Below are 24969 nucleotides of genomic sequence, written 5' to 3'. Positions count from 1 at the left end.
TGGAACACCCTTGCCCGCGTCCGCGGGCCAGGGGTTCACGTAATCAGAACGATGCTGGCGGCCCAGAATGGGACGCCAGCAAAGACGGTCAGCGCACCGGCGGTGCGTACTGCAGACCACCTTTGTTCCACAGGGCGTTGAGGCCACGCTCGATCTTCAGCTCGCTGCCGGCACCGACATTGCGCTCGAAGCTTTCACCGTAGTTACCCACTTGCTTGACGATCTGTACTGCCCAGTCTTTCGGCAGCTTCAGGTCCTTGCCGAACTCACCCTCGGCGCCCAGCAGGCGAGCGATATCCGGGTTCTTGGTGGATGAGGCCATTTCCACGACGTTGGACGAAGTCACACCCAGTTCCTCGGCATTGACCATGGCGAACAGCGACCAGCGTACGACGTTGAACCACTCGTCATCACCCTGGCGGACCACCGGGCCCAGCGGCTCCTTGGAGATCACTTCCGGCAGCACCACGTACTGCTCCGGGTTGGCCAGCTTGATACGCTGCGCGTACAGCTGCGACTGGTCGGAGGTCAGCACGTCGCAACGACCGGCCTCAACCGACTTGGCGCTCTCGTCGGAGGTATCGTAGGTGATCGGGGTGTACTTCATGCCATTGGCACGGAAGTAGTCGGAGAGGTTCAGCTCGGTGGTGGTACCGGCCTGGATGCAGACGGTGGCGCCATCGAGTTCCTTGGCGCTGGAAACGCCAAGCTTCTTGTTCACCAGGAAGCCCTGACCGTCGTAGTAGTTGACGCCGGCGAAGTTCAGGCCCAGGCCTGCGTCACGCGAGCTGGTCCAGGTGGTGTTACGCGAGAGGATGTCGACTTCGCCGGACTGCAGCGCGGTGAAGCGCTCCTTGGCGGTCAGCGGGCTGTACTTGACCTTGGTCGCGTCACCGAAAATGGCGGCTGCCACGGCACGGCACACGTCAACGTCGAGGCCCAGGTAGTTGCCCTTCTCATCCGCATAGGAGAAGCCCGGCAGACCATCGCTGATACCGCACTGCACGAAACCTTTCTTCTGCACTGCATCCAGAGTAGCGCCCGCCTGGGCGAAGCTGCTAACCCCGAGTACGGCTGCGGTAGTCAGTACCGCCAGGGTGGATTTCACCATCTTCATTAAAACCTCCAGTTGCTTTTTTTGTGTAGGAGTCTCGGCCTTACCACCATACCCTTTTGGGGCACGTCGAACGCGTCTGCAGCAACGCCTCCAACTGGCGGGTTAGACCTGTGCGAGAGTCTAGTTGGCGAATCTTCCTTCGGCCATAAAACTCTCGCTCACCCATTGGTCGAATGGGTCAGAGACGGATAGCCATTTGCTCATCGCCACACATGCAATGCTAGGCGAACCTTTGGAAACCCCATCAAATTGGCTTCCCATCTGTTCCGCGCCCGGCCTGGCACAATGTGTTACCGCACCGGGCAACGTCATCAGTCCACTTGGCTGTAGCAAAGCCCGTACCAGCACCTTGCCATTACCACCATACGGACAGGTCAAGCGCAAAACTTGTAACCTTGCGACATCTTCTTCCGATATTAGTCACTGGCCGAAAAGCCAGCCGCCCAATATGAGCGCGGCCGCACCAGACTGGAGCCACACATGAGCGAACCCCTGATTCTTCACCCCACACCCAGCGCCGACGCGTGCGTCATTTGGTTGCACGGCCTGGGCGCGGACCGCTATGACTTCCTGCCGGTGGCCGAAGCGTTGCAGGAGCGCCTGCCCAGCACCCGTTTCGTGCTGCCCCAGGCGCCTACCCAGGCGGTGACCATCAACGGCGGCTGGGCCATGCCCAGCTGGTACGACATCCTCGCCATGAGTCCGGCCCGGGCAATCAACCAGGAACAACTGGAAGCCTCGGCGCAGCAGGTGATCGCCCTGATCGAAGCGCAGCGCGACAGCGGCATAGACCCGACGCGGATCTTCCTGGCCGGGTTCTCCCAGGGGGGCGCGGTGGTCCTGCATGCAGCGTTCCTGCGCTGGCAGGGGCCGCTGGGCGGGGTACTGGCGCTGTCCACCTACGCCCCGACGTTCAACGACGACATCCAATTGACAGAGGACAAAACGCAGGTGCCGGTGCTGTGCCTGCACGGCACCTTCGATGACGTGGTGCAGCCCACACTGGGCCGCGCCGCCCATGACTATCTGACGGCCCAGGGCGTTGACGCGAAGTGGCGCGAGTACCCGATGGCCCACGAGGTCCTGCCGGAACAGATACGCGACATAGCCGCCTGGCTGGAAGAACGCCTCAGCCGCCGCACCCCGGGGTCCAGCACCGCGCCATGACGCCCCAACGGGCGCGCCGAGCGCCGAAACGTGACGGGGTAGTCAGAATCTCGGCCTCCGCTCGTTGAGTCGCGGCCTGAGGATTGCCAGCCCCGCCCGGCCGGCATACTGTCGGGATTGGAAATCGCCATACGACAGGGAGTGTTCGCGATGCCCACCATCCCCCATGGCCCGCGTCACTCGCGCCTGCGATGAACGAGGCGCAGTGGCAGGCCGACCTGCAGCACGCTCGCCAGCAGCGACTGTTCAATAACGTCGCCGCCGGCAGCGTGAACCAAGTACTCGAGGCGTTTCACGCCCGCGAGCTGGAAGCCGGCGAGATACTGCTCTCGCCGTTCAACCGCAACGAACACCTCTACCTGCTGGTCAAGGGCCGGCTCAGGGTCTACCTGGGCTCGCCGGACAACCAGCCGGTGGGCACGCTGAAGGTGGGCGACTGCGCCGGAGAAATCAGCCTCATCGACAACCAGCCGCCCTCGGCCTATGTGGTGGCCAGCGAGCCGAGCCGCGTGCTGCGCCTGCACCGCAGCGCACTGATCGGCTTGTTCGAGCAATCGCCGGACCTGATGCACAACCTGTTGAGCCTGCTCTGCGAGCGCGTGCGCACAGGCAACCGCAGCCTGCTGGACAGTGAGCAAAACGCCAATGTCGACAGCCTCACCGGCGCATACAACCGCCGCTGGCTGGAGCATGTGTTCGACCGGGAAAGCACCCGCTGCGCGTTCAACCGGCAGCCCCTGAGCATGCTGATGCTGGATGTCGATCACTTCAAAGCCTACAACGACCAGCACGGCCACCTGGCCGGCGACTATGCGCTGAGCCTGGTCGCCCAGACCCTGCGCGGCCAGCTGCGCCCCAAGGACAGCCTGATCCGCTATGGCGGCGAGGAGTTCGTCATCCTGCTGCCGGAGATCGGCGAGCAGGAAGCGCGGGGCATCGGCGAGCGGTTGCGTCTGGCCCTGCAGCACATCCCCTCCTTCTATGCGCCGATCGGCGTGCTGCCGGGGGTAACCCTGTCCATCGGCCTGGCGCAGATGCGCCACCAGGACAGCCTGCCGAGTCTGGTCGCCCGGGCCGACAGCGCGCTGTACCGGGCCAAGCAGCAGGGCCGCAACTGCCTGTGTGGATAGAGGACTGACGCACCGCCGACACCCGGCCAGTGCCGCACCTCACCTGGGCGAACCGAACGTGCCGCACATCGCCGCCGATTAGCGGCCAACGCGCTGCTATCGTCACACCCGCTCTTGTAGAGTGACCGGCAAAACGACAAGCCTGGATGGCCCGAACATGCGCAAACTGCTGATCGCCCTGCTCCTGCTGCTCATTTCGACCCTGGTGTTCTTCTCCCTGCCGCACATCCTCGACCGCACGCTGAACAGCGTCGCCAGCCCACCGCCCTACCCGACCGGTGATGCTGCCCGGCACTTGCATGACCGGCTGTTTGTCGCCGACCTGCACGATGACGCACTGCTCTGGCAACGCGACCCGCTGCAGCGCCACAGCTACGGCCATTCCGACCTGCCGCGCCAGCTCGAAGGGCGGGTGGCGCTGCAGGTGTTCTCCACCGTGACCAAGACCCCACGCGGACTCAACTACGAACGCAATGGCGCCGACAGCGACAACATCACCCTGCTGGCCATGGCCCAGCGCTGGCCGCGCGCTACCTGGAACAGCCTGCTGCAGCGCGCCCTGTACCAGGCCGGCAAACTCGAGGCGGCTGCCGCGAACAGCGCCGGGCGCCTGGTGCTGATCCGCACCCGCGGCGACCTGGCGCGCTTCGTCGAGGCCTGGCGCCAGGATCCGCAACGGGTCGGCGCCCTGCTCGCCACCGAGGGCCTGCATCCGCTCGAGGAGCGCCTGGAGAACCTCGACCGGCTCTACGATGCCGGCTTCCGCATTGCCGGCCTGACCCACTTCTTCGATAACGAAGTCGGCGGTTCGGCCCATGGCCTGGACAAGGGCGGCCTGACCCCCCTTGGGCGCCAGGTGATCACGCGCCTGGAGGAGAAGGCCATGCTGATCGACCTGGCCCACGCCTCCCGCGCCCTGATCGACGACGTGCTGGCCATGAGCACACGACCACTGCTGGTCTCCCATACCGGAGTGGAAGGCACCTGCCCCGGCACGCGCAACCTCAGCGACCGCCACCTCAAGGCCATTGCCGCCAGCGGCGGGGTGGTCGGCATCGGCTACTGGGACACGGCCGTGTGCGCCACCTCGATCGAGGCCATAGTCCGGGCCATCCGCTACAGTGCCGAGCTGATCGGCGTCGAGCATGTCGCCCTCGGCTCGGACTTCAATGGCACCGTGCATACGCCCTTCGACGTCACAGGCCTGGCCCAGCTGACCGAAGGGCTGCTGGCGGCCGGCTTCAACCAGAGTGAGGTCGCCGCGATCATGGGCGGCAACGTGCAACGGCTGCTGCTCGCCAGCCTGCCGGCGGACTGATCGAGCCGACTGGCGAGAGGATTCAGGCATATCGCGCGCCAGGCATTGACAAGCCCCCGAGCACGGTACTTCGCCGCGCCGGGTTCTTGCTTTACACTGGCCGCCGTTCACTCCTTAACCAATTGATGAGATGACCGTGCTCAAAGCACTCAAGAAGATGTTCGGCAAAGCCGAAGGCGAGCAGCCCAGCACGCCCGCCACACCCGCAACGCCGCGCGGCAATGACGCCTCGCCCGAAACGACCAGCCGCCCCGCCAAGCCCAAGCGCAGCGACGACGCGGCGCCCGCCAACACGGCCGGCGCAGAACCTGCGAGCAAGCCGGCCAAGCCGGCGCGCGATGGCAAGGACAACGCCGCCAAGCCCCGACGCGCGCGCGCGGCCAAGCCCGTCGACACCTGGAAGCTGGAAGACTTCAAGGTCGAGCCGGCCGAAGGCAAGACCCGCTTCCATGACTTCAAGCTCGCCCCGGAGCTGATGCACGCCATCCACGACCTCGGCTTCCCCTATTGCACGCCGATCCAGGCCGGCGTGCTGGGCTATACCCTCAAGGGCCAGGACGCCATCGGCCGCGCCCAGACCGGCACCGGCAAGACCGCGGCGTTCCTCATCTCGATCATCACCCAGCTGCTGCAGACCCCGCCGCCGAAAGAGCGCTACATGGGCGAGCCGCGGGCACTGATCATCGCGCCGACCCGCGAACTGGTGGTGCAGATCGCCAAGGACGCCACCGAACTGAACAAGTACACCGGGCTCAACGTCATGCAGTTCGTCGGCGGCATGGACTTCGACAAGCAGCTCAAACAACTGGAATCGCGCTTCTGCGACATCCTGGTCGCCACCCCGGGTCGCCTGCTGGACTTCAACCAGCGCGGCGAGGTGCACCTGGACATGGTCGAGGTGATGGTGCTCGACGAGGCCGACCGCATGCTCGACATGGGCTTCATCCCCCAGGTACGGCAGATCATCCGCCAGACCCCGATGAAGGGCGAACGCCAGACCCTGCTGTTCTCCGCCACCTTCACCGAAGACGTGATGAACCTGGCCAAGCAATGGACGATTGATCCGGCCATCGTCGAGATCGAGCCGGAAAACGTCGCCAGCGACACGGTCGAGCAGCATGTCTACGCCGTCGCCGGCGCCGACAAGTACAAGCTGCTGTACAACCTGATCACCCAGAACGACTGGAGCCGGGTGATGGTCTTCGCCAACCGCAAGGACGAGGTGCGGCGCATCGAGGAACGCCTGACCCGCGACGGCATCAGCGCCGTGCAGATGTCCGGCGACGTGCCGCAGCACAAGCGCATCCGCGCCCTGGAAGGCTTCCGCGAAGGCAAGATCAAGGTGATGGTGGCCACCGACGTGGCTGGCCGCGGCATCCACGTCGAAGGCATCAGCCACGTGATCAACTTCACCCTGCCGGAAGACCCGGACGACTACGTGCACCGCATTGGCCGCACCGGCCGCGCCGGCAGCAGCGGCACCTCGATCAGCTTCGCCGGCGAGGACGACGCCTTCGCCCTGCCGCCGATCGAAGAGCTGCTCGGGCGCAAGATCAACTGCGAGATGCCGCCGGACGAGTTGCTCAAGCCGGTGCCGCGCAAGCACTGACGGCGCGTGACAAGGCGAAGCGGATGCTTCGCCTTTTTTGTGCCCCGCAGCGGCGCAACCGGCGTCCATCAGGGAAAGGGAGGACCCACAGCATGTCCGTCAAGCTCACTGCCGCCGACCTCGACCGGGCGACCGCCGCCGGCATCCTGCAGCCCGGCCAGGCCCGGGCCCTGCTGCAGTTCCTCGAGCACAGCGCGCCGCCGCACGCCAGTTTCCAGCTCGCCCACGTCAGCTACTACTGCGGCGCCGTGCTGATCATCGGCGCCCTCGGCTGGCTGCTGACCGAGGCCTGGATGCAGGTGGGCGATGGCGCACTGCTGTTGCTCGCCCTCGGCTACATGGGACTGTTCAGCGCGTGCGGGCTCGGCCTGTGGCGCCACGGTCAGCAGATTCCCGGCGGCCTGCTCGGTGCCGTGGCGGTCAGCCTCACACCGCTGGCGGTGTTCGCCGTGCAACGCCTGAGCGGCCTGTGGCCACTGGAGGACGAGCAGCACGATTACCAGCATTACTACCGCTACGTACAGGGCGGTTGGCTGGCCATGGAGGCCGCGACGCTGCTGGTCGGCGCGCTGATGCTGCGCCTGCTGCCGTTTCCCTTCATCGTCATGCCGATGGCCGTGGCGCTCTGGTTCATGTCCATGGACCTCACCGAGCTCTTCTATGGCAGCCCGTTCGACTGGGAGCAGCGCCGCTGGGTGTCACTCTGGTTCGGCCTGGGGCTGCTGCTGGCCAGCCTCGGCCTGGATGGCCGCACGCGCCAGGACTATGCCTTCTGGGGCTACCTCGCCGGACTCGCCGCGTTCTGGGGCGGCCTGAGCCTGATGGACAGCGACAGCGAACTGGGCAAGGCCCTCTACTGCCTGATCAACCTGGTGCTGATGGCCCTGGCCGTGCTGCTGCGTCGGGTGCAGTTCATGGTGTTCGGCGCGCTCGGCGTGGCCGGCTATCTGGGCCATCTGGCCTACGAGGTGTTCGCCGATTCGCTGCTGTTTCCCATCGTGCTCAGCCTGATCGGCCTGGCGGTGATCGGCCTCGGCCTGCTCTACCAGCGCCATCGCCAGCGGCTGAGCAGCGGCCTGCGCACCCACCTGCCCAAAGGCCTGCTGGCCTTTCTGCCGGCGTTGCGCAATCACTAGACAGCGCCGGACCCCACGCAAGGAGCCATCGCCATGCATGAAGCGGACTACCTGATCATCGGTGCCGGCATCGCCGGCGCCTCCACCGGCTACTGGCTGGCGCCCCACGGCCGGGTGCAGGTGCTCGAGCGCGAGGCGCAGCCCGGCTATCACGCCACCGGGCGCTCGGCCGCGCTCTATACCGTGGCCTACGGCCCGCCCCATGTGCGCGCGCTGACCGCCGCCAGCCGGGCCTTCTACGACGCCCCGCCGCCCGGCTTCGCCGAGCAGCCGCTGCTCAGCCCGCGCGGCGAGCTGACGGTGGATTTCAACGGCGATCCGGAGGAGCTCGAGCGCCAGTACCAGGCCGCCCGGGCCTGCGTGGCCGAGACCCGGCGGCTGACGCCCGAACAGGCCTGTGCCCTGCTGCCGGCATTGCGCCGGGAGCGAGTCTTTGGCGCCTTCTACGACCCCACTGCCGCCGACATCGATACCCACGCCCTGCATCAGGGCTACCTGCGCGGCATCCGCCAGCATGGCGGGCAGATCAGTTGCAACCGCGAGGTGACCGCCATCGAGCGGCGCGGCGAAACCTGGCACGTGCAGTGCGGCGAGCAGCACTACCACGCCCGGGTCCTGGTGAATGCCGCTGGCGCCTGGTGCGACCGGATCGCCGAGCTGGCCGGGGTCAGGCCTCTGGGGCTGGTGCCCAAGCGCCGCTCGGCCTTCACCTTCGCCCCGCCGCCGCAGCTGGATGTGCACAGCTGGCCGATGCTGCTGGCCCTCGATGACAGCTTCTACCTCAAGCCCGATGCCGGCATGCTGCTCGGCTCGCCGGCCAATGCCGACCCGGTCGAGCCCCATGACGTGCAGCCAGAGGAGCTGGACATCGCCACTGGGATCTACCACATCGAACAGGCCACCCAGCTGCACATCCACCGCCCGCAACACAGCTGGGCCGGGTTGCGCTCCTTCGTCGCCGACGGCGATCTGGTCGGCGGCTACGAGTCCGAGGGACAGGGGTTCTTCTGGGTCGCCGCCCAGGGCGGCTATGGTATCCAGACTTCGGCGGCGATGGGCCAGGCCTGCGCCGCCCTGGTGCGCGACGAGCACTTGCCGGCGCAGCTGACCGGCTTCGGCGTCAGCGCCGAACGGCTGTCGCCGTCACGGCTGCGCGCCTGAGCGCTAGGCGTTGCGCCAGCGCTCGGCGGCATCCTGGTCGCTGACGCGGCCCTCGACCCAGCGCGGGCCTTCGCTGGTGTCCTCCTTCTTCCAGAACGGCGCGCGGGTCTTCAGGTAGTCCATGACGAAGGCGCAGGCATCGAACGCCGCCTGGCGGTGGGCGCTGCTGGTGCCGACGAAGACGATCGGCTCGCCCGGCTCCAGGCGACCGATACGGTGGATGATCTGGATATTCAGCAGCGGCCAGCGCTGCCCGGCCTCCTCGGCGATCTTGCCCAGGGCCTTCTCGGTCATGCCGGGGAAGTGCTCGAGGAACATGCCGCCGACCTCGCGGCCCTCGTTGAAGTCGCGCACGTAGCCGACGAAGCTGACCACCGCGCCGACGCCGACGTTGGCCGCATGCAGCGCATTGGTTTCGACACCCGGATCGAACGCCTCGACCTGCACTCGAATGGCCATGCTCAGCCTCCGGTCACGGTGGGGAAGAAGGCCACCTCGTCGCCCTCCTCCAGGGGTTCGTCGAGGCTGCACAGCTCCTGGTTGCGGGCGCACATCAGGTTCCGCTCGGCGAGCACCTGCCACACCCCGCCGCGGGCCAGCAGGTGCCTGCGCAGGTCGTCGAGGGTGGCGAAGTCCTGGCTGTCGCGCAGCTGCTCGCCGTCCAGGCCCAGGGTTTCGCGGTAGCGGGCGAAATACTGCACGCGGATCATTGTTCGTCCTCGGCCTTGTAGTGGCCGCTCTTGCCGCCGAGCTTCTCCAGCAGGCGCACGCTCTCGATGAGCATGCCGCGGTCCACCGCCTTGCACATGTCGTAGATGGTCAGCGCGGCGACGCTGGCGGCGGTCAGCGCCTCCATCTCCACGCCGGTCTGCCCGGTCAGCTTGCAGCGCGCGGTTATGCGCACCGCGTCGCCGCCCTCGGCAGCCAGTTCGACCTTGACGCTGGTGAGCATCAGCGGATGGCACAGGGGGATCAGGTCGGCGGTCTTCTTCGCCGCCTGGATGCCGGCGATGCGCGCCACGGCGAACACGTCGCCCTTGGGGTGATCGCCGTCGACGATCATCTGCAGGGTCTGCGGGCGCATGCGCACCCGGGCTTCAGCCACGGCTTCACGGACGGTCAGGGATTTATCGCTGACATCGACCATATTGGCGCGACCTTGGGAATCGAGATGGGTCAACACAGGCTTGCTCCAGACGGGTATCCGGCGATTGTAAACCCGCGAGTCAGCTTTCGGCACCTGCGAATGCCAAGGGTCGGGAAAGGAATGCAGGGTCTGGAGCGAGCGCCGCCGCGCCGGGAAAGCCCCGGCGCGGCGGATGGGTGGGAACGGGCGTCACATATGGCTTTCGGCGAACTCGGCGAGGATCGAGCGCGGCACCCCTTGCAGGGTGATGTGCACGCCGTGCTCGAAGTCCTTGAAGCGTTCGGTGAGGTAGGTCAGGCCCGAGCTGGGCGCCGACAGGTAGGGGGTGTCGATCTGCGCTAGGTTACCCAGGCAGACCACCTTGGAGCCGCTGCCGGCGCGGGTGATGATGGTCTTCATCTGGTGCGGGGTGAGGTTCTGGCACTCGTCGATGAGGATCAGGCTCTGCTGGAAGCTGCGACCGCGGATGTAGTTGAGCGATTTGAACTGCAGCGGCACCTTCTGCAGGATGTAGTCGACGCTGCCGTGGGTGTTTTCATCCTCCATATGCAGCGCTTCCAGGTTGTCGGTGATGGCGCCGAGCCAGGGCTCCATCTTCTCCGCCTCGGTGCCGGGCAGGAAGCCGATCTCCTGGTCGAGCCCCTGCACGCTGCGGGTGGCGATGATGCGCCGGTAGCGCTTGCTGACCATGGTCTGCTCGATGGCCGCGGCCAGGGCCAGGATGGTCTTGCCCGAACCGGCCGCGCCGGACAGGTTGACTAGGTGGATGTCCGGGTCCAGCAGGGCGTACAACGCCAGGGCCTGGTAGATGTCCCGCGGGCGCAGGCCCCAGGCCTCCTGGTGCATCAAGGGCTCCTGGTGCAGGTCGAGGATCACCAGCTCGCTGCCCTCGATGCCCTTGATCCAGCCGACGAAGCCCTGTTCGTCGACGATGAACTCGTTGACGTGCACCGCCGGCAGGTTGTCGGTGAGCTGCACGCGGTGCCAGGTGCGACCATGGTCCTGGCGGGTCTCCACGGTGCTCACGCGGTCCCAGAAAGAGCCGTCCATGCTGTGGTAGCCCTGGGACAGCAGAGACACGTCGTCGACCAGCTGGTCGGTGTGATAGTCCTCCGAATCGATGCCGCAGGCGCGCGCCTTCAGGCGCATGTTGATGTCCTTGGTCACCAGCACCACGGCCACGCCCGGACGCCGCGACTTGAGCTCGACCAACTGGTTGATGATCTTGTTGTCGTTGAGGTCTTCCGGCAGCCAGGTGATCGGCGAGGCGCTCTTGCTCATGAGAATCGACAGGAACCCGCAGGGCCCGCTCTTCTCCCGCTGGATGGGTACGCCAAGTTCGACTTCGTCGGGCGCGGCGCTGCCGAGAATCTTGTCGATCAGACGAATGGCCTGGCGACATTCGGCGGCGACGCCGGCTTTACCGGTCTTCAGTTTGTCCAGTTCCTCCAGCACGGTCATCGGGATGGCGACGTGGTGTTCCTGAAAATTCAGCAACGCATTGGGGTCGTGGATCAGGACATTGGTGTCGAGAGCGTAGAGGGTCGGAGCGGTGCGCGTGGAGCGTCCATGGTCATCCATACTCGGTCACCTTCTTCAAGAAGCCATGCGACGGAATGCCAGTGCAGCGCTCCGCCGCGGGAGGCCGCCGACGTCTCAGTTTGGGGCTGAGGAGGTGCAAGCAGGATGGGGGCCGGTGGCCGCCACCTGTCTGCAGGGTTCGGCGGTCTTGCTTTTTAATTACTCCAAAAAAGATGACAGGAAAACGACTTTTCAGTTTTTTGAAGTTTATTTTGCCTGTGGACGAATAATGCTTGGCGAGTACCCTGCGCCTCGTTAAAGTCGGAAGTCCTATCGGCGTAAATGACGCCAAAAAACTCACTTCCAGTCCGCTCAGCCCTCGACTTCGACACAGCGGTTGACCTCGACCGTGACGTGTACCAACTCGCGAATATTCGCCAGGCGCGCCTTGTAACGATCGGCCGAACCGTTGCCATGGGTCACCACGCTGACGATGCAGGCGAACTGCGCGCGCCCCACCCGCCACAGGTGCAGGTCCGCCAGTTCGGTATCCGGTTCCTGTTCCAGGGTCTGCCGCACCCGCGCCACCACCGGGCTGTCCATCTCCCGATCGAGCAGCACCTTGGCCGTGTCCAGCAGCAGGCCCTTGGCCCAGATCGCGATGATCACCGCGCCTATCACCCCCATCAGCGGGTCCAGCCAGTTCCAGCCGAACAGCCAGCCGCCGAGCAGCGCGACGATGGCCGCCACCGACGTCAGGGCATCGGCCAGCACGTGGAGAAAGGCGGCGTGGCGATTGAGGTCGCGGCCATGGGAATGGTCGTGGTCGTGGTCGTGGTCGTGGTCGCCGTGAGCATGGACGTGGCTGTGCTCGTGCTGATCGCGCAGCAGCCAGGCCGACGCCAGGTTGACCAGCAGGCCGATCACCGCCACCAGCAGGGCCAGGTCGAAGGCGATCACCTGCGGTTGCCACAGCCGCCACAAGGACTCGAAGGCCAGCATGGCCACCACCACCAGCAACAGCAGCGAGCTGGCGAATCCGGACAGCACCTCCACCTTCCAGGTGCCGAAGGCGAAGCGCGGGTCGTTGGCGTAACGCCGCGCCAGCAGATAGGCCAGGGCGGTCAGGCCGATGGCGAGCATGTGCGAGGCCATGTGCCAGCCGTCCGCCAGCAGGGCCATGGAGTTGAAGGCGTAACCGGCGGCGATCTCCACCAGCATGGTCGCCCCGGTCAGTGCCGCTACCTGCCAGGCCTGGCGCTCGGCGCGACTCTCCAGCGGACGGTAGTCGTGGGATGGTTCCCAGCGGGAATGGTTGCAAGCGCTCATCAGGACTCCTTGTTGGCCATGGGTTCCTGCCCACACTAAAAGGCCGGGGCGGCCCCCAGGTCAACCCATGCCGGCGGATCGGCGGGGCGACCATCGGGCAGTGCATCGCAGCGATAGGTAGAGCCATAGCCCCCACTCGGCCTAGAATCGCCGCCAAGACTTCAAGGAGCCGCCCGATGCTGATGGTGATTTCCCCGGCCAAGACCCTCGACTACGAGACGCCGCCGGCGACCCCACGCTACACCCAACCCGAACACCTCGACCACGCCCAGGACCTGATCGCCCAGCTGCGCGACCTCAGCCCCGCGCAGATCGCCGAGCTGATGCACCTGTCGGACAAGCTCGCCGGGCTGAACGCCGCGCGCTTCGGCAGCTGGACCCCGTCCTTCACCCCCGAGAACGCCAAGCAGGCGCTGCTGGCCTTCAAGGGCGACGTCTACACCGGGCTCGATGCCGAATCCTTCAACGAGGAGGACTTCGACTTCGCCCAGCGGCATCTGCGCATGCTCTCCGGCCTGTACGGCGTACTGCGCCCGCTGGACCTGATGCAACCCTACCGCCTGGAGATGGGCACCAAGCTGGCCAATCCACGCGGCAAGGACCTCTACGCCTTCTGGGGCGAGCGCATCAGCGGCTGGCTCAACGAAGCCCTGGCCGCCCAGGGCGACCAGGTGCTGCTCAACCTGGCCTCCACCGAGTACTTCGGCGCGGTCAAGCGCAAGGTGCTCGACGCGCGGATCATCGACACCGAGTTCAAGGACCTGAAGAACGGCCAGTACAAGATCATCAGCTTCTACGCCAAGAAGGCCCGTGGGTTGATGGCCCGCTATGTGATCAAGGAGCGCCTGAGCGACCCGGAAGGCCTCAAGGACTTCAACTGCCAGGGCTACCGCTTCGCCGCGGAGCAGTCCAAGGCGGACAAGCTGGTGTTCCTGCGCGACCAGCCGCAGGACTGAGTCTCGGCGAGGTTTTTCCCGCCGCCAGGCATGCCCGCCGGCCCGGCCTTGTGTAGGATGGATCGGTGTCCGTCCATCAAGGCCGCCCCCATGCTAATCGGCGTGTTTCTGCTGTTGACCTGGCTGATCCTGCTGCTCCGCTACCCGAGCAAGGCCCTGCCGATCTCCATGGCCGCCCTGCTCGGCCTGGGCCTGGTCGCCAGCTGGGTGGTCTGGCAGGAAAGCCGCGAATCGCAGCGTCTGGGCCAACTGCAGCTGCGCCTGGAGTACGCCCCCGAGCGCTGCCCGGGCAATCGCCCGCTGGCCCTGGAGCTGACCAATGGCAGCGACGCCACCCTGCAGGAGCTGCACTGGCAGGTCGCCGCCTACCGCCCCGGGGAGACCGTCAACCTGGCCCGCCAGCTGTATGAGTCGCCACGCTACAGCGGTCCCGGCGACCTGCTTCCCGGCGCCACCTGGCAGGACTGCCTGCCCTTGCCGACCCTGCGCAGCGGTTACCGCGCCAGCACCCTGGAGTTCCGCGCCGAGCGTCTGCAGGGCCATTTCGTCGACTGAACGGGCCGCCGCAGCGAGCCGCGTCCGCCATTTATCCCCCCCTGAAAGGAAGCCCCCATGAGCCAGCCCGTCGTCCTGATCACCGGATGCTCCAGCGGCATCGGCCGCGCCCTGGCCGATGCCTTCCATGGCGCCGGCTATCGGGTCTGGGCCAGCGCACGCAAGGCCGCAGACCTCGCCACGCTGGAGGCCGCGGGTTTCACCGCGGTGCAGCTGGATGTCAACGATGGGGCGGCGCTCGAGCAACTGGCCGCGCGCCTGCAGCAGGAAGCCGGCGGCCTCGATGTGCTGATCAACAATGCCGGCTACGGCGCCATGGGCCCGTTGCTCGACGGCGGCGTCGAGGCCCTGCGCCGGCAGTTCGAGACCAACGTGTTCGCCCTGGTCGGGGTCACCCGCGCGCTGTTTCCGCTGCTGCGCCAGAGCAGCGGCCTGGTGATCAACATCGGCAGCGTCTCCGGCGTCCTGGCGACCCCCTTCGCTGGTGCCTACTGCGCCTCCAAGGCGGCCGTGCATGCCCTGTCCGACGCCCTGCGGCTGGAGCTGGCGCCCTTCTCCATCGAGCTGATGGAAGTGCAGCCCGGCGCCATCGCCTCCAGCTTCGGCGCCAACGCCAGCCGCGAGGCGGAACAGCTGATCGCCGAAGGCTCGCCCTGGTGGCCGGTCCGCGCGGGCATTCGCGCGCGGGCCAAGGCCTCCCAGAACAACCCGACCCCTGCCGGGCGGTTCGCCGGCGACCTGCTGGCCGCCGTGCAACGGCGCAGGCGCCCGGCGCTGCTGCGCCTGGGCAACGGCAGCCGCAGCATGCCGCTGTTGGCCGCGCTGCTGCCCAGAAGCCTGCTGGCCCTGCTGCTGAAAAGGCGCTTCGGTTTGAACCTTCAGCTCTGAGCCAGGCCGCCCCCAGAGCCTGGCCAGGTCGGAAAAACCGGGTGTATAACAATGGCGCTACTTCGCCGCTGGCGCCGCTCGCCGCGCCAGCGGCTTTCGACCTGCCACCGCACGGGAGCCCCCAAGATGACCCAGCCATTCGACGCCGCCGCCAGCCGCCAGGCCGAGCAACTGGCCCTGACCTTTCTCGACCGGGTATGGCAGCCGCCCCATGACCTGGACGCCATCGACGAGCTGATGACCGAGGACTACGTCATCACCTCCGGTGGCCAGACCATCCGCGGGCGCGATGCCTTCAAGGCCTGGGTCAAGGCCTTTCAGACCCTGCTGCTGGATGCGCGCACCGACAGCCAGGACGTGTTCGCCAGCCCCGGCGGTGACCGCGTGGTATCACGCTGGCTGTGCTCGGGGCGCAACAACGGCATGCTCGGCACGCCGGCCGACGGTCGCGATATCTGCTTCAGCGGTGTCGCCATCTGGACGGTGCGTGATGGCCGCCTGGCCGAATGCTGGGTCGAGCGCAGCGCCTGGGAGCTCTACCAGCAACTGACCAGCGCAGCCTGAATCTCGGCAAAGGCGCGCGAGCCCCGTGAAGCCGAACCTGGCGGTGCTGCTTCTGAGCCTGATCCTGTGCGGCTGCGCCGTCGCGCCGGCGCCAGCATCTGGCCCGGCGATGACCGACGAAGGGCGGCTGGTTCTGCTGCTGGATCACGGCGTCCATGCCGGCCTGCTGATCGCCCGCAACGATCTGCTGCAGGCGCTTCCGGCGCTGGGCGAAACGCTCGGCGGCGGCGAGTGGGTCGAACTCGGCTGGGGCGACGAAGACTTCTACCGGACCCCGCAGGCCGGCCTCGGCCTGGCCCTCAAGGCGCTGCTCGGGCCAACGCCGGCGGTACTGCATGTACGCGCCATCAGCGTCGATCCGCGGCGCCTGGGTGAGCGCGATCCCGTCGCCGTGCACCTGGACGCACCAGGCTACCGGCGGCTGCTCGCGTTCATCGGTGCAAGCTTCAGTCGTCCGGCGCCAGACCGGCTGGACGACCTCGGGCCGGGGCTGTACCGCGACAGCCGCTTCTATCGGGCCGAAGGCCGCTACTCGCTGCTGCGCACCTGCAACACCTGGCTGGCCGAGGCCCTTGGCGCCAGTGGTTGCCCGCTGCAGCCGGCCACAGTCGTGACCAGCGGCCAGCTGCTCAGCCGCCTGCGGGCCATGCCGGCAACGGGCCCGGCCTGCCGCCCCGCCCCCTGGCCTGGCAGGCCATAGCGCGGCGTTCTGGGGCTGTTCCAAACTGGCATAAGCCGGCCCTGCCCCCCGGCTATCGTCGGCACTAGAATTCGATAGGACTCGATCGCTCAGCGCGCCCTCGGGTGCAGTGATTCCCGGGTTGCCTGCATGGCGATGAGCCCACCCGGCTCAACCCTGCAAGAGGAAACCATCATGAGCCACTTGAACACCCTCGCCGTTGCCCTGAGCGTGCTGGGCGCCACCTGGCTGACGCCTGCGACCGCGGCCGAAGAAGGCGCCTTGATCGCCGCCAAAGCGTCCGAACTGCAATGGTCCGCGGCGCCTTCGGTGGGTCCGGGCGCGATGATGGCGGTCATCGAGGGCGACCCCAAGGCCGCCGGCCCCTTCACCTTCCGCCTGAAGCTGCCCGCCAACTCGAGCGTAGGCGTGCATACCCACCCCACCACCGAACGGGTCACCGTGCTCTCGGGCAGTTTCTACCTCGGCACCGGCGACAACCTCGACCCGGCCAAGGCCACGACCTACCAGGCCGGCGACAGCCTGGTCATTCCTGCGGGCATGGCCATGTCCGCCGGCACCCGCGCCGAGGAAGCCGTCCTGCAGCTGCATGGCACCGGCCCCTGGGGCATCAGCTATCACGATCCAGCGGATGACCCACGCAACCAGTAGCAGAGGCCAGCGCCCGCAGAGGCGGGCGCGACCCGCTCGGCGCGCGGAACCCGGCACCAGCAGGGTGGCTCTATACTCAAGCCAGGTCGTGCATGGGTTGGAGGCCAGCCATGCCAGAGCCAAGCGCCACCAACCAGGAGCACCAGCAACTCACCCGCGCGCTGCGCACCCTCAGCGGCTGTAATCGCGCCCTGCTGCGCGCCAAGAACGAAGCCTGCCTGCTGCAGGACATCTGCCGGATCATCGTCGAGAAATGCGGCTACAGCCTGGCCTGGGTCGGCCGCGCCGAGGCGGATGCGGCGAAATCGATCACCCCGGTGGCCTTCGCCGGGGTCGAAAAGGCCTATATCGACTCGCTGAACATTTCCTGGGGCGACAATGAACGGGGCCGGGCGCCCACCGCCACGGCGATCCGCACCGGTCGCCTGACCCTGTCGCGCAACCTGTTGACCGACCCGAACACCGTGCGTTGGCGCGAGGGCGCCATCCAGCACAGGATCGCCTCGGTGCTGTCGCTGCCGCTGCGGGTCGAGGGCGAGATCTTCGGTGCCCTCGGCATCGGCGCGCCGGAGCCGGATGCCTTCGGTGAGCAGGAACTGGACCTGCTCGGCGAGGCCGCCGAGGACCTGGCCTTCGGCCTCCAGACCCTGCGCCTCGAGGCCCGCCGGGCCCAGGCGGAGCAGGAGGTGCAGCGCCTCAACCGCGCCCTGGCGACGCGGGTGGCGGTCAATCATGCGGTCATTCATGCCAGCGACGAACCGGCGCTGTTGCGGGAAATCTGCCGGGTCCTGGTGGACGACTGCGGCTACCGCCTGGCCTGGGTCAGCTACCCGGGCGAAGACCCCACGCAACCGTCCCGGCATGTCGCCTATGCCGGCGTCGACAAGGGTTTTCTCGCCATCGGCCAGGCCTGGGCGGCAAGCGCCGATGGCCAGGCCTATATCCGCAAGCTGGACCAGGAGCTGGCGGACGGCCGGCCGTTGGTGATCCGCGACCGTCCCGAGGGTCCGCCCCTGCCGCTGCGCGAGGAAGCCAGCCGGCGCGGCTTCGCCGCCTCGATCGTGCTGCCGCTGCGCCTCGACGGCGCGCCGCTGGGCAGGCTGGTGATCATGGCCTCGGAGGCCGACGCCTTCGACGCCCGGGAAGTCGACCTGCTGTTCGCCACGGCCAACGACCTGGGCTTCGGCATCGCCACCCTGCGCACCCGCGCCAGGGCGCTGCAGGCCGAGGCCACCATCAGGCGCATGGCCTTTACCGACTGCCTCACCGGCCTGCCGAACCGCCTGCGCCTGGGCGAACTGCTGGAAGAGGCGATCGCCCGCGCCAGGCAGGAGCACCACCCGCTCGGCCTGCTGCGCCTGGAGGTCGGCAGCAACCAGGAGATCAACGACACCCTCGGCTATCGCGAAGGCGACCGCCTGCAGCAGGCCATCGCCGCCCGTCTGCAACAGGCCGTCGGCGCCTGCTGCCCGGTGGCGCGCATCGGCGAGAAGGAATATGCCGTGCTCATGCCCAGCGGCGGCGCCGAGCAGGCGGCCCAGCTGGCGCAACAGATCCTGGTGGCTCTGTACGAGCCGGTCGACCTCTCCGGGCTGTGCCTCGATGCCCGCGCCAGCATCGGCATCGCCCTCTACCCCGGGCACGGCACCGACGCCGACACCCTGCTGCGGCGGGCCGGCAGTGCCCTCGACCAGGCCAAGCGCTCGAGCAACGGCTACGCCCTGTTCCACGGCGGCCTGGACCGCGAATGCGCGCAGCACCTGACCCTGATGAGCGACCTGCGCCGGGCCATCGACGGCAACCAGTTGCTGCTGTACTACCAGCCCAAGCTGCAGATCGCCAGCCGCCTGGTCTGCGGTACCGAGGCCCTGGTGCGCTGGCAGCACCCGCAGCACGGGCTGCTGCCGCCCAACGACTTCATCAAGCTGGCGGAAAGCTCGGGGCTGATCACCCCGCTGACCTACTGGGTGCTGGACAGCGCGCTGGGCCAGGGCTACGCCTGGCGCGAGGAAGGCGACAGCCGGCCGATCTCGGTCAACCTGTCGGCCCGCGACCTGCGCGATCCCAAGCTGGTGGAACGGGTGCGCGGCGCCTTCGCCACCTGGGGGGCCGAGCCGGACTGGATCGAATTCGAGCTGACCGAGAGCGCGCTGATGGACGACCCGGTGACGGCGCTGGAAACCCTGGTGCAGCTGAGGAACCTGGAAAGCCGCCTGACCATCGACGACTTCGGCACCGGCTACTCCTCCCTGGCCTACCTGCAACGGCTGCCGGTGGACTCGCTGAAGATCGACCAGTCCTTCGTCACCGGCATGCTCAGCGACGACGACGATTCGGCGAAGATCGTCCGTTCCATCGTCGAGCTGGCGCACAACCTCGACCTGGAGGTGGTCGCCGAGGGCGTGGAAAACCACGAGACCCTGACCCGCCTGGGCAACTTCGGCTGCGACATCGCCCAGGGCTTCTCCATCAGCCAGCCGCTGCCCGCCGACAAGTTCCGCGCCTGGGAAGCCCGCTCCAGCTGGCACTGAGTGCGGGTGAACGGGCCGCGGGGTGCTGGGTGCGCACGGCGCACCCTACCCGCGTGCTTCGCCTAGCGGCTCTGCGCCAGGCCCTGCGCCAACGGTGCGGCCGGCCTGGGCTTCCTGAACACCAGCACGTTGCCGAGCATCACCAGCAGCAGGCCGACCAGCGCCGGCGCGCTCCACTGATAGCCCTCGGCGAATACCGAGATATTCAACGCCACCACCGGGAACAGCACGGTGCAATAGGCCGCGCGCTCCGGGCCGAGACGGCCGACCAGGGTCAGGTAGGCGGTGAAGCCGATCACCGAGCCGGGGATGGCCAGGTACAGCAGCGAGCCGACATAGCGTGTACTCCACTCGAAGCCGAACGGCGTGCCGCTGACCAGGCAGATCGCCACCAGCATCAGCGCGCCGTAGAGCATGCCCCAGGCATTGGTGGTCAGCGGCTTGAGGCCGGCCTTCTGCTGCTGGCTGGAGAGCAGGTTGCCGGCGGAGAAGCACAGGGTGCCGAGCAGCGCCAGGCCGATGCCCAGCAGCGATTCGCCGCTGGCCGGATGGTCGGCCAGCTCCGGCCAGAACAGCAGGGCCAGGCCGGCCAGGCCCAGGGCGCCGCCGGCCAGCACGTTGGCGGCGATCCGCTGCTTGAAGAACAACCGGGCATTCAGCGCATTCCACAGCGTCGCGGTGGAGAAGATCACCGCCACCAGGCCGCTGGGGATCCACTGGCTGGCGGTGTAGAAACACAGGAAGTTGATGCAGAACAGGCACAGCCCCTGCACCAGGCAGATCAGCTGGCCGCGGCGGTCGAGCTTCTGCAGCCGGCCGCTGAGCAGCAGCACGGCGAACAGCACCGCCGCGGCCAGGGCGAAGCGGTAGGCGATGGACGCGGCGATCGCCACCTCGCCCATCTGCAGCTTGATGGCGATCCAGGTGGTGCCCCAGATCAGGACGGTCAACAGATACAACGACAGGCTCATCGCACGACTCCCGGTGAATGGCCGTCAGTCTGCGCCGCCTTGGCTGGTCGGCGCTTGCACAAAGTTGCGGCTTTCTCGACCCCGGGGCGCCAGCGCCCATACTGAGGGGTATATGGCCAGTTCCAGCAACAGCGCAGCGGCGGTGTTCCGCACCCGGGGGGTCACCAAGGTCTATGGCGAGGGCCCCTCGGCCGTGCGCGCGCTGCGCGGGGTCGACCTGGAGCTGCCCGGCGGCGAGCTGGTGGTGCTGCTCGGCGCCTCCGGCAGCGGCAAGTCGACGCTGCTGAACATCCTCGGCGGCCTGGACCGGCCGAGCGCCGGCAGCGTGCACTTCTTCGAGCAGGAGCTGACGGCCATGAGCGATGGCCAGCTCACCCAGTACCGGCGGCGGCATGTCGGCTTCGTGTTCCAGTCCTACAACCTGATGCCCAGCCTCACCGCCGAGGAGAACGTCGAGCTGGTCACCGAGATCGCCGACGACCCGCTGGCGCCGGCCGAAGCCCTGGCCCTGGTCGGCCTGCAGCAGCGCCTGCAGCACTTCCCGGCGCAACTGTCCGGCGGCGAGCAGCAGCGCGTGGCCATCGCCCGGGCGATCGCCAAGCGCCCGACCGTGCTGTTCTGCGACGAACCCACCGGCGCCCTCGACAGCGAGACCGGACGCGCCGTGCTGCGGGTGCTGCAGGACATCAACCAGGAGCTCGGCACCAGCGTGCTGATCATCACCCACGCCGCCGCCACCGCGGCCATGGCCGACCGCGTCCTGCACTTCGCCGACGGGCGCATCCGCCAGGTCGAACTCAACGCCCACAAGCGCCCGGCCGAGGAGATCGTCTGGTGAAGGCCGGACGGCGTCAGCCATGAGCCCCCTCGACCGCAAGCTGCTGCGCGACCTGTACCGGGTGCGCGGCCAGGCCCTGGCCATCGCCGTGGTCATCGCCCTCGGCGTACTGTTGCTGGTGATGATGGACGGCCTGGTCAACTCCCTGGAGGACAGCCAGCGCGCCTACTACCAGCGCTATCGCCTGGCCGAGGTGTTCGCCCCGGTCAAGCGGGCGCCGCGCCAGGTGCTCGGGCAGGTCGCCGGGCTGCCGGGCGTCGCCGCCGTCGAGGGACGCATCAGCGGCGGCGCGCTGATCGACCTGCCGGGGGTGGCGGTGCCGATCCGCGCCCAGGCCGTGTCGCTGCCGGCCTTGCGCCCGCCACGACTGAACGCGGTGCACCTGGTGGAGGGGCGCCGGCTCGACCCCGCGCGCCGCGACGAGGTCCTGCTGCTGCACGGTTTCGCCGTGGCCCGGGGCCTGGCGCCCGGCGACCCGCTGCGGGTCAATCTCAACGGCGCGCGGCGCACCCTGCGCATCGTCGGCCTGGCCCAGGCCCCCGAGTTTCTCTACGCCGTGGCGCCGGGCGAGCTGGCCCCGGACGACGCGCGCTTCGCCGTGCTGTGGATGAACGAGGAGGCCCTGGCCGCGGCCTTCGACCTGGACGGCGCGTTCAACCAGGCTCTGCTGGCGCTGAGCCGCGACGCCCGCCTGGCCGAAGTGCTCGAGGGCCTGGAGCGCCTGCTCGCGCCCTATGGCAGCAGCGGCGCCTTCGGCCTGGCCGACCAGCTGTCCAACCGTTTCATCAGCGAGGAGATCGAGGGCCTCAAGGCTTCCCGGCGGGTGGTGCCGCCGATCTTCCTCGGCGTCGCCGCCTTTCTCCTGTACATCGTCATCGCGCGGATGATCCAGGCCGAGCGCGAGCAGATCGGCCTGCTCAAGGCCTTCGGCTACAGCAGTCGGGCGGTAGGCCTGCACTACGCCAAGTTCGTCCTGGCCATCGCCGTGGCCGGCGCCCTGCTCGGCTGCCTGCTCGGGGTGCTGGCCGGGCGCAGCCTGGTGGACGTCTACCTGGCCTACTACAAGTTTCCCTTCCTGCTGTTCCGGGTCGATCCCGGGGTGTTCCTCGCCGGGGTGGCGATCAGCGTGCTGGTGGCCTCGGCCGGCGGCCTGCTGGTGCTCCGCCAGGTCTTTGCGCTGACCCCGGCCACCGCCATGCGGCCGCCGGCGCCGGCCGATTACAGCCGCTCCGCGCGCCTGGACAAGGCCCTGCTGCGCCTGCTCGACCAGCCCAGTCGCATGGTCCTGCGCCGCCTGCTGCGCCAGCCGGCGCGCACCCTCACCGCCGCCTGCGGGATCGGCGCCGGCATGGCCCTGTCGGTGGCGATGCTCAGCCTGATGAGCGCCTTCGAGCGCAGCCTGGAGCTGAGCTTCAGCGTCATCGACCGCAGCGACGCCACGGTCAGCTTCATCGAGCCGCTGTCCGACAAGACCCTCCTGGAGCTGGGGCGCATGGCCGGGGTGATCGAAGTCGAGCCCTTGCGCAGCGTGCCGGTGCTGCTGCGCCACGGCCGCCACAGCTACCGCGGGGCGATCAGCGGCCTGGTCGCCGAGCCGCGCCTGAACCGCGCGGTCGACGCCGACATGCAGGGCATCTTCATCCGCGCCGACGGCCTGATCCTCGCCGAATCCCTGGCGCAGATCCTCCACATCCGCCCCGGCCAGCACCTGACCGTCGAGGTGCGCGAGGGCCGCCGGCCACGGCTGCAACTGCCGGTGGCGGGGATCGCCCAGACCCTGCTCGGCGCCCCGGCCTACCTCGAGCTGGGCGCGCTGAACCGGGCGCTGGGCGAGCCCGGGCGGGTGTCCGGTGCCTACCTGCGGGTCGACAGCCTGCAGGGCGAGGCGCTCTACCGCGCTCTCAAGGACATGCCGGCGGTGGCCGGCGTCAGCCTGCGCAGCGACGCCCGGGCCGCCTTCAAGCGGCTGCTGGACAGCGGCGCCGGGGCGATCCGCTACGTGATGGCGGCCATCGCCGCGGTCATCACCTTCGGCATCGTCTACAACAGCGCGCGCATCGCCTTCGCCGAACGCGCCCGTGACCTCGCCAGCCTGCGGGTGCTGGGCTTCACCCGCGGCGAGACGGCCTTCGTCCTGCTCGGCGAACTGGCGCTGATCACCCTGCTGGCCCTGCCGCTCGGCGCGCTCCTCGGCTACTACTTAACCCAGGCGATATCGGCCGGTTTCAGCACCGACCTGTACCGCATCCCGCTGCTGCTGGTGCCGCAGAGCTATGGCAGCGCGGCCCTGGCGGTGCTGGCGGCGGCGGTGGTGTCCGGCTGGCTGGTCAAGCGCGACATCGACCGCCTCGAGCTGGTCGCGGCGCTGAAGACACAGGAGTGACCCGAACGGTGGCGCACAACGGTTCACGCATCTGGATCAGCCTCGGTCTCGGCGCCCTGCTCGCCGCTGCCCTGGCCTATGCCTTCTGGCCGCTCGCGCTGCCGGTCGACCTGGGCACGGCGCAGCGCGCGCCCATGCAGCTGAGCATCGATGAAGAAGGCCGCACCCGCGTGCGCGAGCGCTATGTGCTGTCGGCGCCGTTCGCCGGGCGCCTGCTGCGGGTCGAGGTGGAGCCCGGCGACCGGGTCGAGGGCGGCCGGAGCGTGGTCGCCCGCATGCTGCCGAGCCATCCGCCGCCGCTGGACCGCCGCGACCGCGAGCAGGCCCGCGCCCAGCTCGATGCCAGCACCGCGGCCCAGCGCGCAGCCGCGGCCGAACTGGCCGGCGCCGACGCCGAGCGGCGCCTGGCCGACCGCGAACTGCAGCGCGCCCGCCGCCTGCACGCCCGCGATGCCCTCGCCCAGGCCGAACTGGAGCGCTCCCAGCGCAGCGCCCGCACGGCTGCCGCGACAAGACAGCGTGCCGAAGCCGCCGTCGCCCGGGCCGAGGCCGAGCAGGCCAGTGCCCGGGCGCGCCTGGGCCAGGTCGCCCCGGACGCCGAGGAGGCTGGCGCGACGGCGGCCAACGGGGACGCGGTGCCCTTGCTCGCGCCGGTTTCCGGACAGATCCTGCGCCTGCTCCAGGAGAGCGCCACCAGCCTGGCCGACGGCGCGCCCATCCTCGAGATCGGCGACGTGGACAATGACCTGGAGGTGCTCGTCGAACTGCTGTCCAGCGATGCGGTGCGGGTCGCCCCGGGCAACCCGGTGATCATCGACAACTGGGGTGGCCCCGACCCGCTGCACGGCGAAGTCGAGCGGGTCGAACCGGCGGGCTTCACCAAGTTCTCCGCCCTCGGCGTCGAGGAACAGCGGGTCAACACCCTGATCCGCCTGAGCGACCCGCCCGCGCGCCGCGCCGGCCTCGGCCACGGCTACCGGGTGCTGGCACGGATCGTCGTCTGGCAGTCCGCCGAGACCCTCAGCGTGCCGTCCAGCGCCCTGTTCCGCGAGGACGGCGACTGGGCCCTGTTCGTCGTCGAAAACGGCCGGGCACGCCTGGTCCAGGTCGAGGTCGGTGCCAACAACGGCCGCCAGGCGCAGCTACTCGGCGGCCTGGACGCCGGCGCGCAGGTGATCCTCTACCCCGGCGCCGAGCTGAGCGATGGCGTGCGGGTGCAGCCGCGCCAACTCGCGCCAGCACGCTGAAGGCGGGCACCGCGCGCCGGCCGTTCGCCAGCGGCGTGCTAAGGTGCCAG

General features: G+C 68.3%; 23 protein-coding genes. 16 read left to right on the top strand and 7 right to left on the bottom strand.

All coding sequences use genetic code 11. The annotated features are described in order from the left end of the window. Positions 1 to 88: 88 nt before the first annotated feature. A complete protein-coding gene (locus LPB260_RS10185; protein ID WP_208708609.1) occupies positions 89 to 1117 on the bottom strand; it encodes an amino acid ABC transporter substrate-binding protein in 1029 nt (342 codons plus the stop codon). Positions 1118 to 1597: 480 nt separating this feature from the next. Here LPB260_RS10185 and LPB260_RS10180 point away from each other — a divergent pair, with 480 nt between their 5' ends. The 6 genes from LPB260_RS10180 to LPB260_RS10155 all read left to right on the top strand — a co-directional run bounded on the left by LPB260_RS10180 (position 1598) and on the right by LPB260_RS10155 (position 8638). Then, entirely contained in the window at positions 1598 to 2284 is a 687-nt protein-coding gene (locus tag LPB260_RS10180) for an alpha/beta hydrolase (RefSeq protein WP_208708608.1), read from the top strand. A gap of 191 nt (positions 2285 to 2475) precedes the next feature. Beyond that, positions 2476 to 3414: a GGDEF domain-containing protein gene (locus tag LPB260_RS10175; RefSeq protein ID WP_208708607.1), complete on the top strand. Its 939-nt coding sequence runs from the start codon at positions 2476 to 2478 to the stop codon at positions 3412 to 3414. A 157-nt stretch (positions 3415 to 3571) separates the two neighbouring features. Beyond that, the gene (locus tag LPB260_RS10170; protein ID WP_208708606.1) at positions 3572 to 4732 is read left to right on the top strand and encodes a dipeptidase; all 1161 of its coding nucleotides are present in this window, start codon (positions 3572 to 3574) and stop codon (positions 4730 to 4732) included. Between the two features lie 136 nt (positions 4733 to 4868). Then, the gene (gene rhlB / locus LPB260_RS10165; protein ID WP_218281514.1) at positions 4869 to 6341 is read left to right on the top strand and encodes an ATP-dependent RNA helicase RhlB; all 1473 of its coding nucleotides are present in this window, start codon (positions 4869 to 4871) and stop codon (positions 6339 to 6341) included. Between the two features lie 92 nt (positions 6342 to 6433). Further along, positions 6434 to 7477 carry a DUF2157 domain-containing protein gene (locus LPB260_RS10160; RefSeq protein ID WP_208708604.1) on the top strand — a complete coding sequence of 348 codons (1044 nt, stop codon included), beginning with the start codon at positions 6434 to 6436 and terminating at the stop codon, positions 7475 to 7477. A gap of 33 nt (positions 7478 to 7510) precedes the next feature. Next, complete coding sequence (locus LPB260_RS10155) at positions 7511 to 8638, top strand: FAD-binding oxidoreductase (protein ID WP_208708603.1); 1128 nt, start codon at positions 7511 to 7513, stop codon at positions 8636 to 8638. Positions 8639 to 8641: 3 nt separating this feature from the next. Here the strand turns inward: LPB260_RS10155 and moaE are convergent, their stop codons facing one another. The 5 genes from moaE to dmeF form a co-directional block, all read right to left on the bottom strand. Continuing rightward, positions 8642 to 9097: a molybdopterin synthase catalytic subunit MoaE gene (moaE, locus tag LPB260_RS10150; RefSeq protein ID WP_208708602.1), complete on the bottom strand. Its 456-nt coding sequence runs from the start codon at positions 9095 to 9097 to the stop codon at positions 8642 to 8644. 2 nt (positions 9098 to 9099) lie between these two features. Further along, positions 9100 to 9348, bottom strand: a complete 249-nt coding sequence (locus LPB260_RS10145) for a MoaD/ThiS family protein (RefSeq protein ID WP_208708601.1) — start codon at positions 9346 to 9348, stop codon at positions 9100 to 9102. Further along, positions 9345 to 9821: a cyclic pyranopterin monophosphate synthase MoaC gene (gene moaC / locus LPB260_RS10140; RefSeq protein ID WP_208708600.1), complete on the bottom strand. Its 477-nt coding sequence runs from the start codon at positions 9819 to 9821 to the stop codon at positions 9345 to 9347. Before moaC ends, LPB260_RS10145 begins: the two co-directional genes overlap by 4 nt. 153 nt (positions 9822 to 9974) lie before the next feature. Next, positions 9975 to 11366 carry a PhoH family protein gene (locus LPB260_RS10135; protein ID WP_208708599.1) on the bottom strand — a complete coding sequence of 464 codons (1392 nt, stop codon included), beginning with the start codon at positions 11364 to 11366 and terminating at the stop codon, positions 9975 to 9977. A 312-nt stretch (positions 11367 to 11678) separates the two neighbouring features. Beyond that, entirely contained in the window at positions 11679 to 12635 is a 957-nt protein-coding gene (gene dmeF / locus LPB260_RS10130) for a CDF family Co(II)/Ni(II) efflux transporter DmeF (RefSeq protein ID WP_208708598.1), read from the bottom strand. A gap of 176 nt (positions 12636 to 12811) precedes the next feature. Here dmeF and yaaA point away from each other — a divergent pair, with 176 nt between their 5' ends. From yaaA to LPB260_RS10095, 7 genes are all read left to right on the top strand, one after another. After that, complete coding sequence (gene yaaA, locus LPB260_RS10125) at positions 12812 to 13591, top strand: peroxide stress protein YaaA (RefSeq protein ID WP_208708597.1); 780 nt, start codon at positions 12812 to 12814, stop codon at positions 13589 to 13591. Positions 13592 to 13681: 90 nt separating this feature from the next. Continuing rightward, complete coding sequence (locus LPB260_RS10120; RefSeq protein ID WP_208708596.1) at positions 13682 to 14146, top strand: multidrug transporter; 465 nt, start codon at positions 13682 to 13684, stop codon at positions 14144 to 14146. A 57-nt stretch (positions 14147 to 14203) separates the two neighbouring features. Then, positions 14204 to 15034 carry an SDR family oxidoreductase gene (locus LPB260_RS10115; protein ID WP_208708595.1) on the top strand — a complete coding sequence of 277 codons (831 nt, stop codon included), beginning with the start codon at positions 14204 to 14206 and terminating at the stop codon, positions 15032 to 15034. Between the two features lie 126 nt (positions 15035 to 15160). After that, a complete protein-coding gene (locus LPB260_RS10110) occupies positions 15161 to 15598 on the top strand; it encodes an ester cyclase (RefSeq protein WP_208708594.1) in 438 nt (145 codons plus the stop codon). A 25-nt stretch (positions 15599 to 15623) separates the two neighbouring features. Next, entirely contained in the window at positions 15624 to 16298 is a 675-nt protein-coding gene (locus tag LPB260_RS10105) for a DUF2459 domain-containing protein (protein ID WP_208708593.1), read from the top strand. Between the two features lie 174 nt (positions 16299 to 16472). Next, a complete protein-coding gene (locus tag LPB260_RS10100; protein WP_208708592.1) occupies positions 16473 to 16949 on the top strand; it encodes a cupin domain-containing protein in 477 nt (158 codons plus the stop codon). 110 nt (positions 16950 to 17059) lie between these two features. Beyond that, a complete protein-coding gene (locus LPB260_RS10095; RefSeq protein WP_208708591.1) occupies positions 17060 to 19480 on the top strand; it encodes an EAL domain-containing protein in 2421 nt (806 codons plus the stop codon). 62 nt (positions 19481 to 19542) lie between these two features. Here the strand turns inward: LPB260_RS10095 and LPB260_RS10090 are convergent, their stop codons facing one another. Beyond that, positions 19543 to 20451 (bottom strand): DMT family transporter, encoded by a 909-nt coding sequence (locus LPB260_RS10090; RefSeq protein ID WP_208708590.1) that lies wholly within the window; start codon positions 20449 to 20451, stop codon positions 19543 to 19545. A gap of 112 nt (positions 20452 to 20563) precedes the next feature. Here LPB260_RS10090 and LPB260_RS10085 point away from each other — a divergent pair, with 112 nt between their 5' ends. The 3 genes from LPB260_RS10085 to LPB260_RS10075 are packed head-to-tail and all read left to right on the top strand — an operon-like array spanning position 20564 to position 24919. Then, positions 20564 to 21289, top strand: coding sequence for an ABC transporter ATP-binding protein (locus LPB260_RS10085; RefSeq protein ID WP_208708589.1), 726 nt, complete (start codon positions 20564 to 20566; stop codon positions 21287 to 21289). Between the two features lie 19 nt (positions 21290 to 21308). Further along, a complete protein-coding gene (locus LPB260_RS10080) occupies positions 21309 to 23672 on the top strand; it encodes an ABC transporter permease (protein ID WP_208708588.1) in 2364 nt (787 codons plus the stop codon). Further along, on the top strand, positions 23669 to 24919 hold the full coding sequence (locus tag LPB260_RS10075; protein WP_218281513.1) for an efflux RND transporter periplasmic adaptor subunit: 1251 nt from the start codon (positions 23669 to 23671) through the stop codon (positions 24917 to 24919). The genes LPB260_RS10080 and LPB260_RS10075 overlap by 4 nt, the downstream gene beginning before the upstream one ends. Positions 24920 to 24969 lie beyond the last annotated feature (50 nt).

The organism is Pseudomonas sp. LPB0260 (assembly GCF_013388395.1).
Note: the sequence above shows the minus strand (reverse complement) of the source record. Positions and strands in the feature narration are given on the sequence as shown.

What these genes read in the sequence shown, in the direction of transcription:
- LPB260_RS10185 (WP_208708609.1), bottom strand. Translation starts at nt 1,117, where the DNA reads ATGAAGATGGTGAAATCCACCCTGGCGGTACTGACTACCGCAGCCGTA.
- LPB260_RS10180 (WP_208708608.1), top strand. Translation starts at nt 1,598, where the DNA reads ATGAGCGAACCCCTGATTCTTCACCCCACACCCAGCGCCGACGCGTGC.
- LPB260_RS10175 (WP_208708607.1), top strand. Translation starts at nt 2,476, where the DNA reads ATGAACGAGGCGCAGTGGCAGGCCGACCTGCAGCACGCTCGCCAGCAG.
- LPB260_RS10170 (WP_208708606.1), top strand. Translation starts at nt 3,572, where the DNA reads ATGCGCAAACTGCTGATCGCCCTGCTCCTGCTGCTCATTTCGACCCTG.
- LPB260_RS10160 (WP_208708604.1), top strand. Translation starts at nt 6,434, where the DNA reads ATGTCCGTCAAGCTCACTGCCGCCGACCTCGACCGGGCGACCGCCGCC.
- LPB260_RS10155 (WP_208708603.1), top strand. Translation starts at nt 7,511, where the DNA reads ATGCATGAAGCGGACTACCTGATCATCGGTGCCGGCATCGCCGGCGCC.
- moaE (WP_208708602.1), bottom strand. Translation starts at nt 9,097, where the DNA reads ATGGCCATTCGAGTGCAGGTCGAGGCGTTCGATCCGGGTGTCGAAACC.
- LPB260_RS10145 (WP_208708601.1), bottom strand. Translation starts at nt 9,348, where the DNA reads ATGATCCGCGTGCAGTATTTCGCCCGCTACCGCGAAACCCTGGGCCTG.
- LPB260_RS10135 (WP_208708599.1), bottom strand. Translation starts at nt 11,366, where the DNA reads ATGGATGACCATGGACGCTCCACGCGCACCGCTCCGACCCTCTACGCT.
- dmeF (WP_208708598.1), bottom strand. Translation starts at nt 12,635, where the DNA reads ATGAGCGCTTGCAACCATTCCCGCTGGGAACCATCCCACGACTACCGT.
- yaaA (WP_208708597.1), top strand. Translation starts at nt 12,812, where the DNA reads ATGCTGATGGTGATTTCCCCGGCCAAGACCCTCGACTACGAGACGCCG.
- LPB260_RS10120 (WP_208708596.1), top strand. Translation starts at nt 13,682, where the DNA reads ATGCTAATCGGCGTGTTTCTGCTGTTGACCTGGCTGATCCTGCTGCTC.
- LPB260_RS10115 (WP_208708595.1), top strand. Translation starts at nt 14,204, where the DNA reads ATGAGCCAGCCCGTCGTCCTGATCACCGGATGCTCCAGCGGCATCGGC.
- LPB260_RS10110 (WP_208708594.1), top strand. Translation starts at nt 15,161, where the DNA reads ATGACCCAGCCATTCGACGCCGCCGCCAGCCGCCAGGCCGAGCAACTG.
- LPB260_RS10100 (WP_208708592.1), top strand. Translation starts at nt 16,473, where the DNA reads ATGAGCCACTTGAACACCCTCGCCGTTGCCCTGAGCGTGCTGGGCGCC.
- LPB260_RS10095 (WP_208708591.1), top strand. Translation starts at nt 17,060, where the DNA reads ATGCCAGAGCCAAGCGCCACCAACCAGGAGCACCAGCAACTCACCCGC.
- LPB260_RS10090 (WP_208708590.1), bottom strand. Translation starts at nt 20,451, where the DNA reads ATGAGCCTGTCGTTGTATCTGTTGACCGTCCTGATCTGGGGCACCACC.
- LPB260_RS10085 (WP_208708589.1), top strand. Translation starts at nt 20,564, where the DNA reads ATGGCCAGTTCCAGCAACAGCGCAGCGGCGGTGTTCCGCACCCGGGGG.
- LPB260_RS10080 (WP_208708588.1), top strand. Translation starts at nt 21,309, where the DNA reads ATGAGCCCCCTCGACCGCAAGCTGCTGCGCGACCTGTACCGGGTGCGC.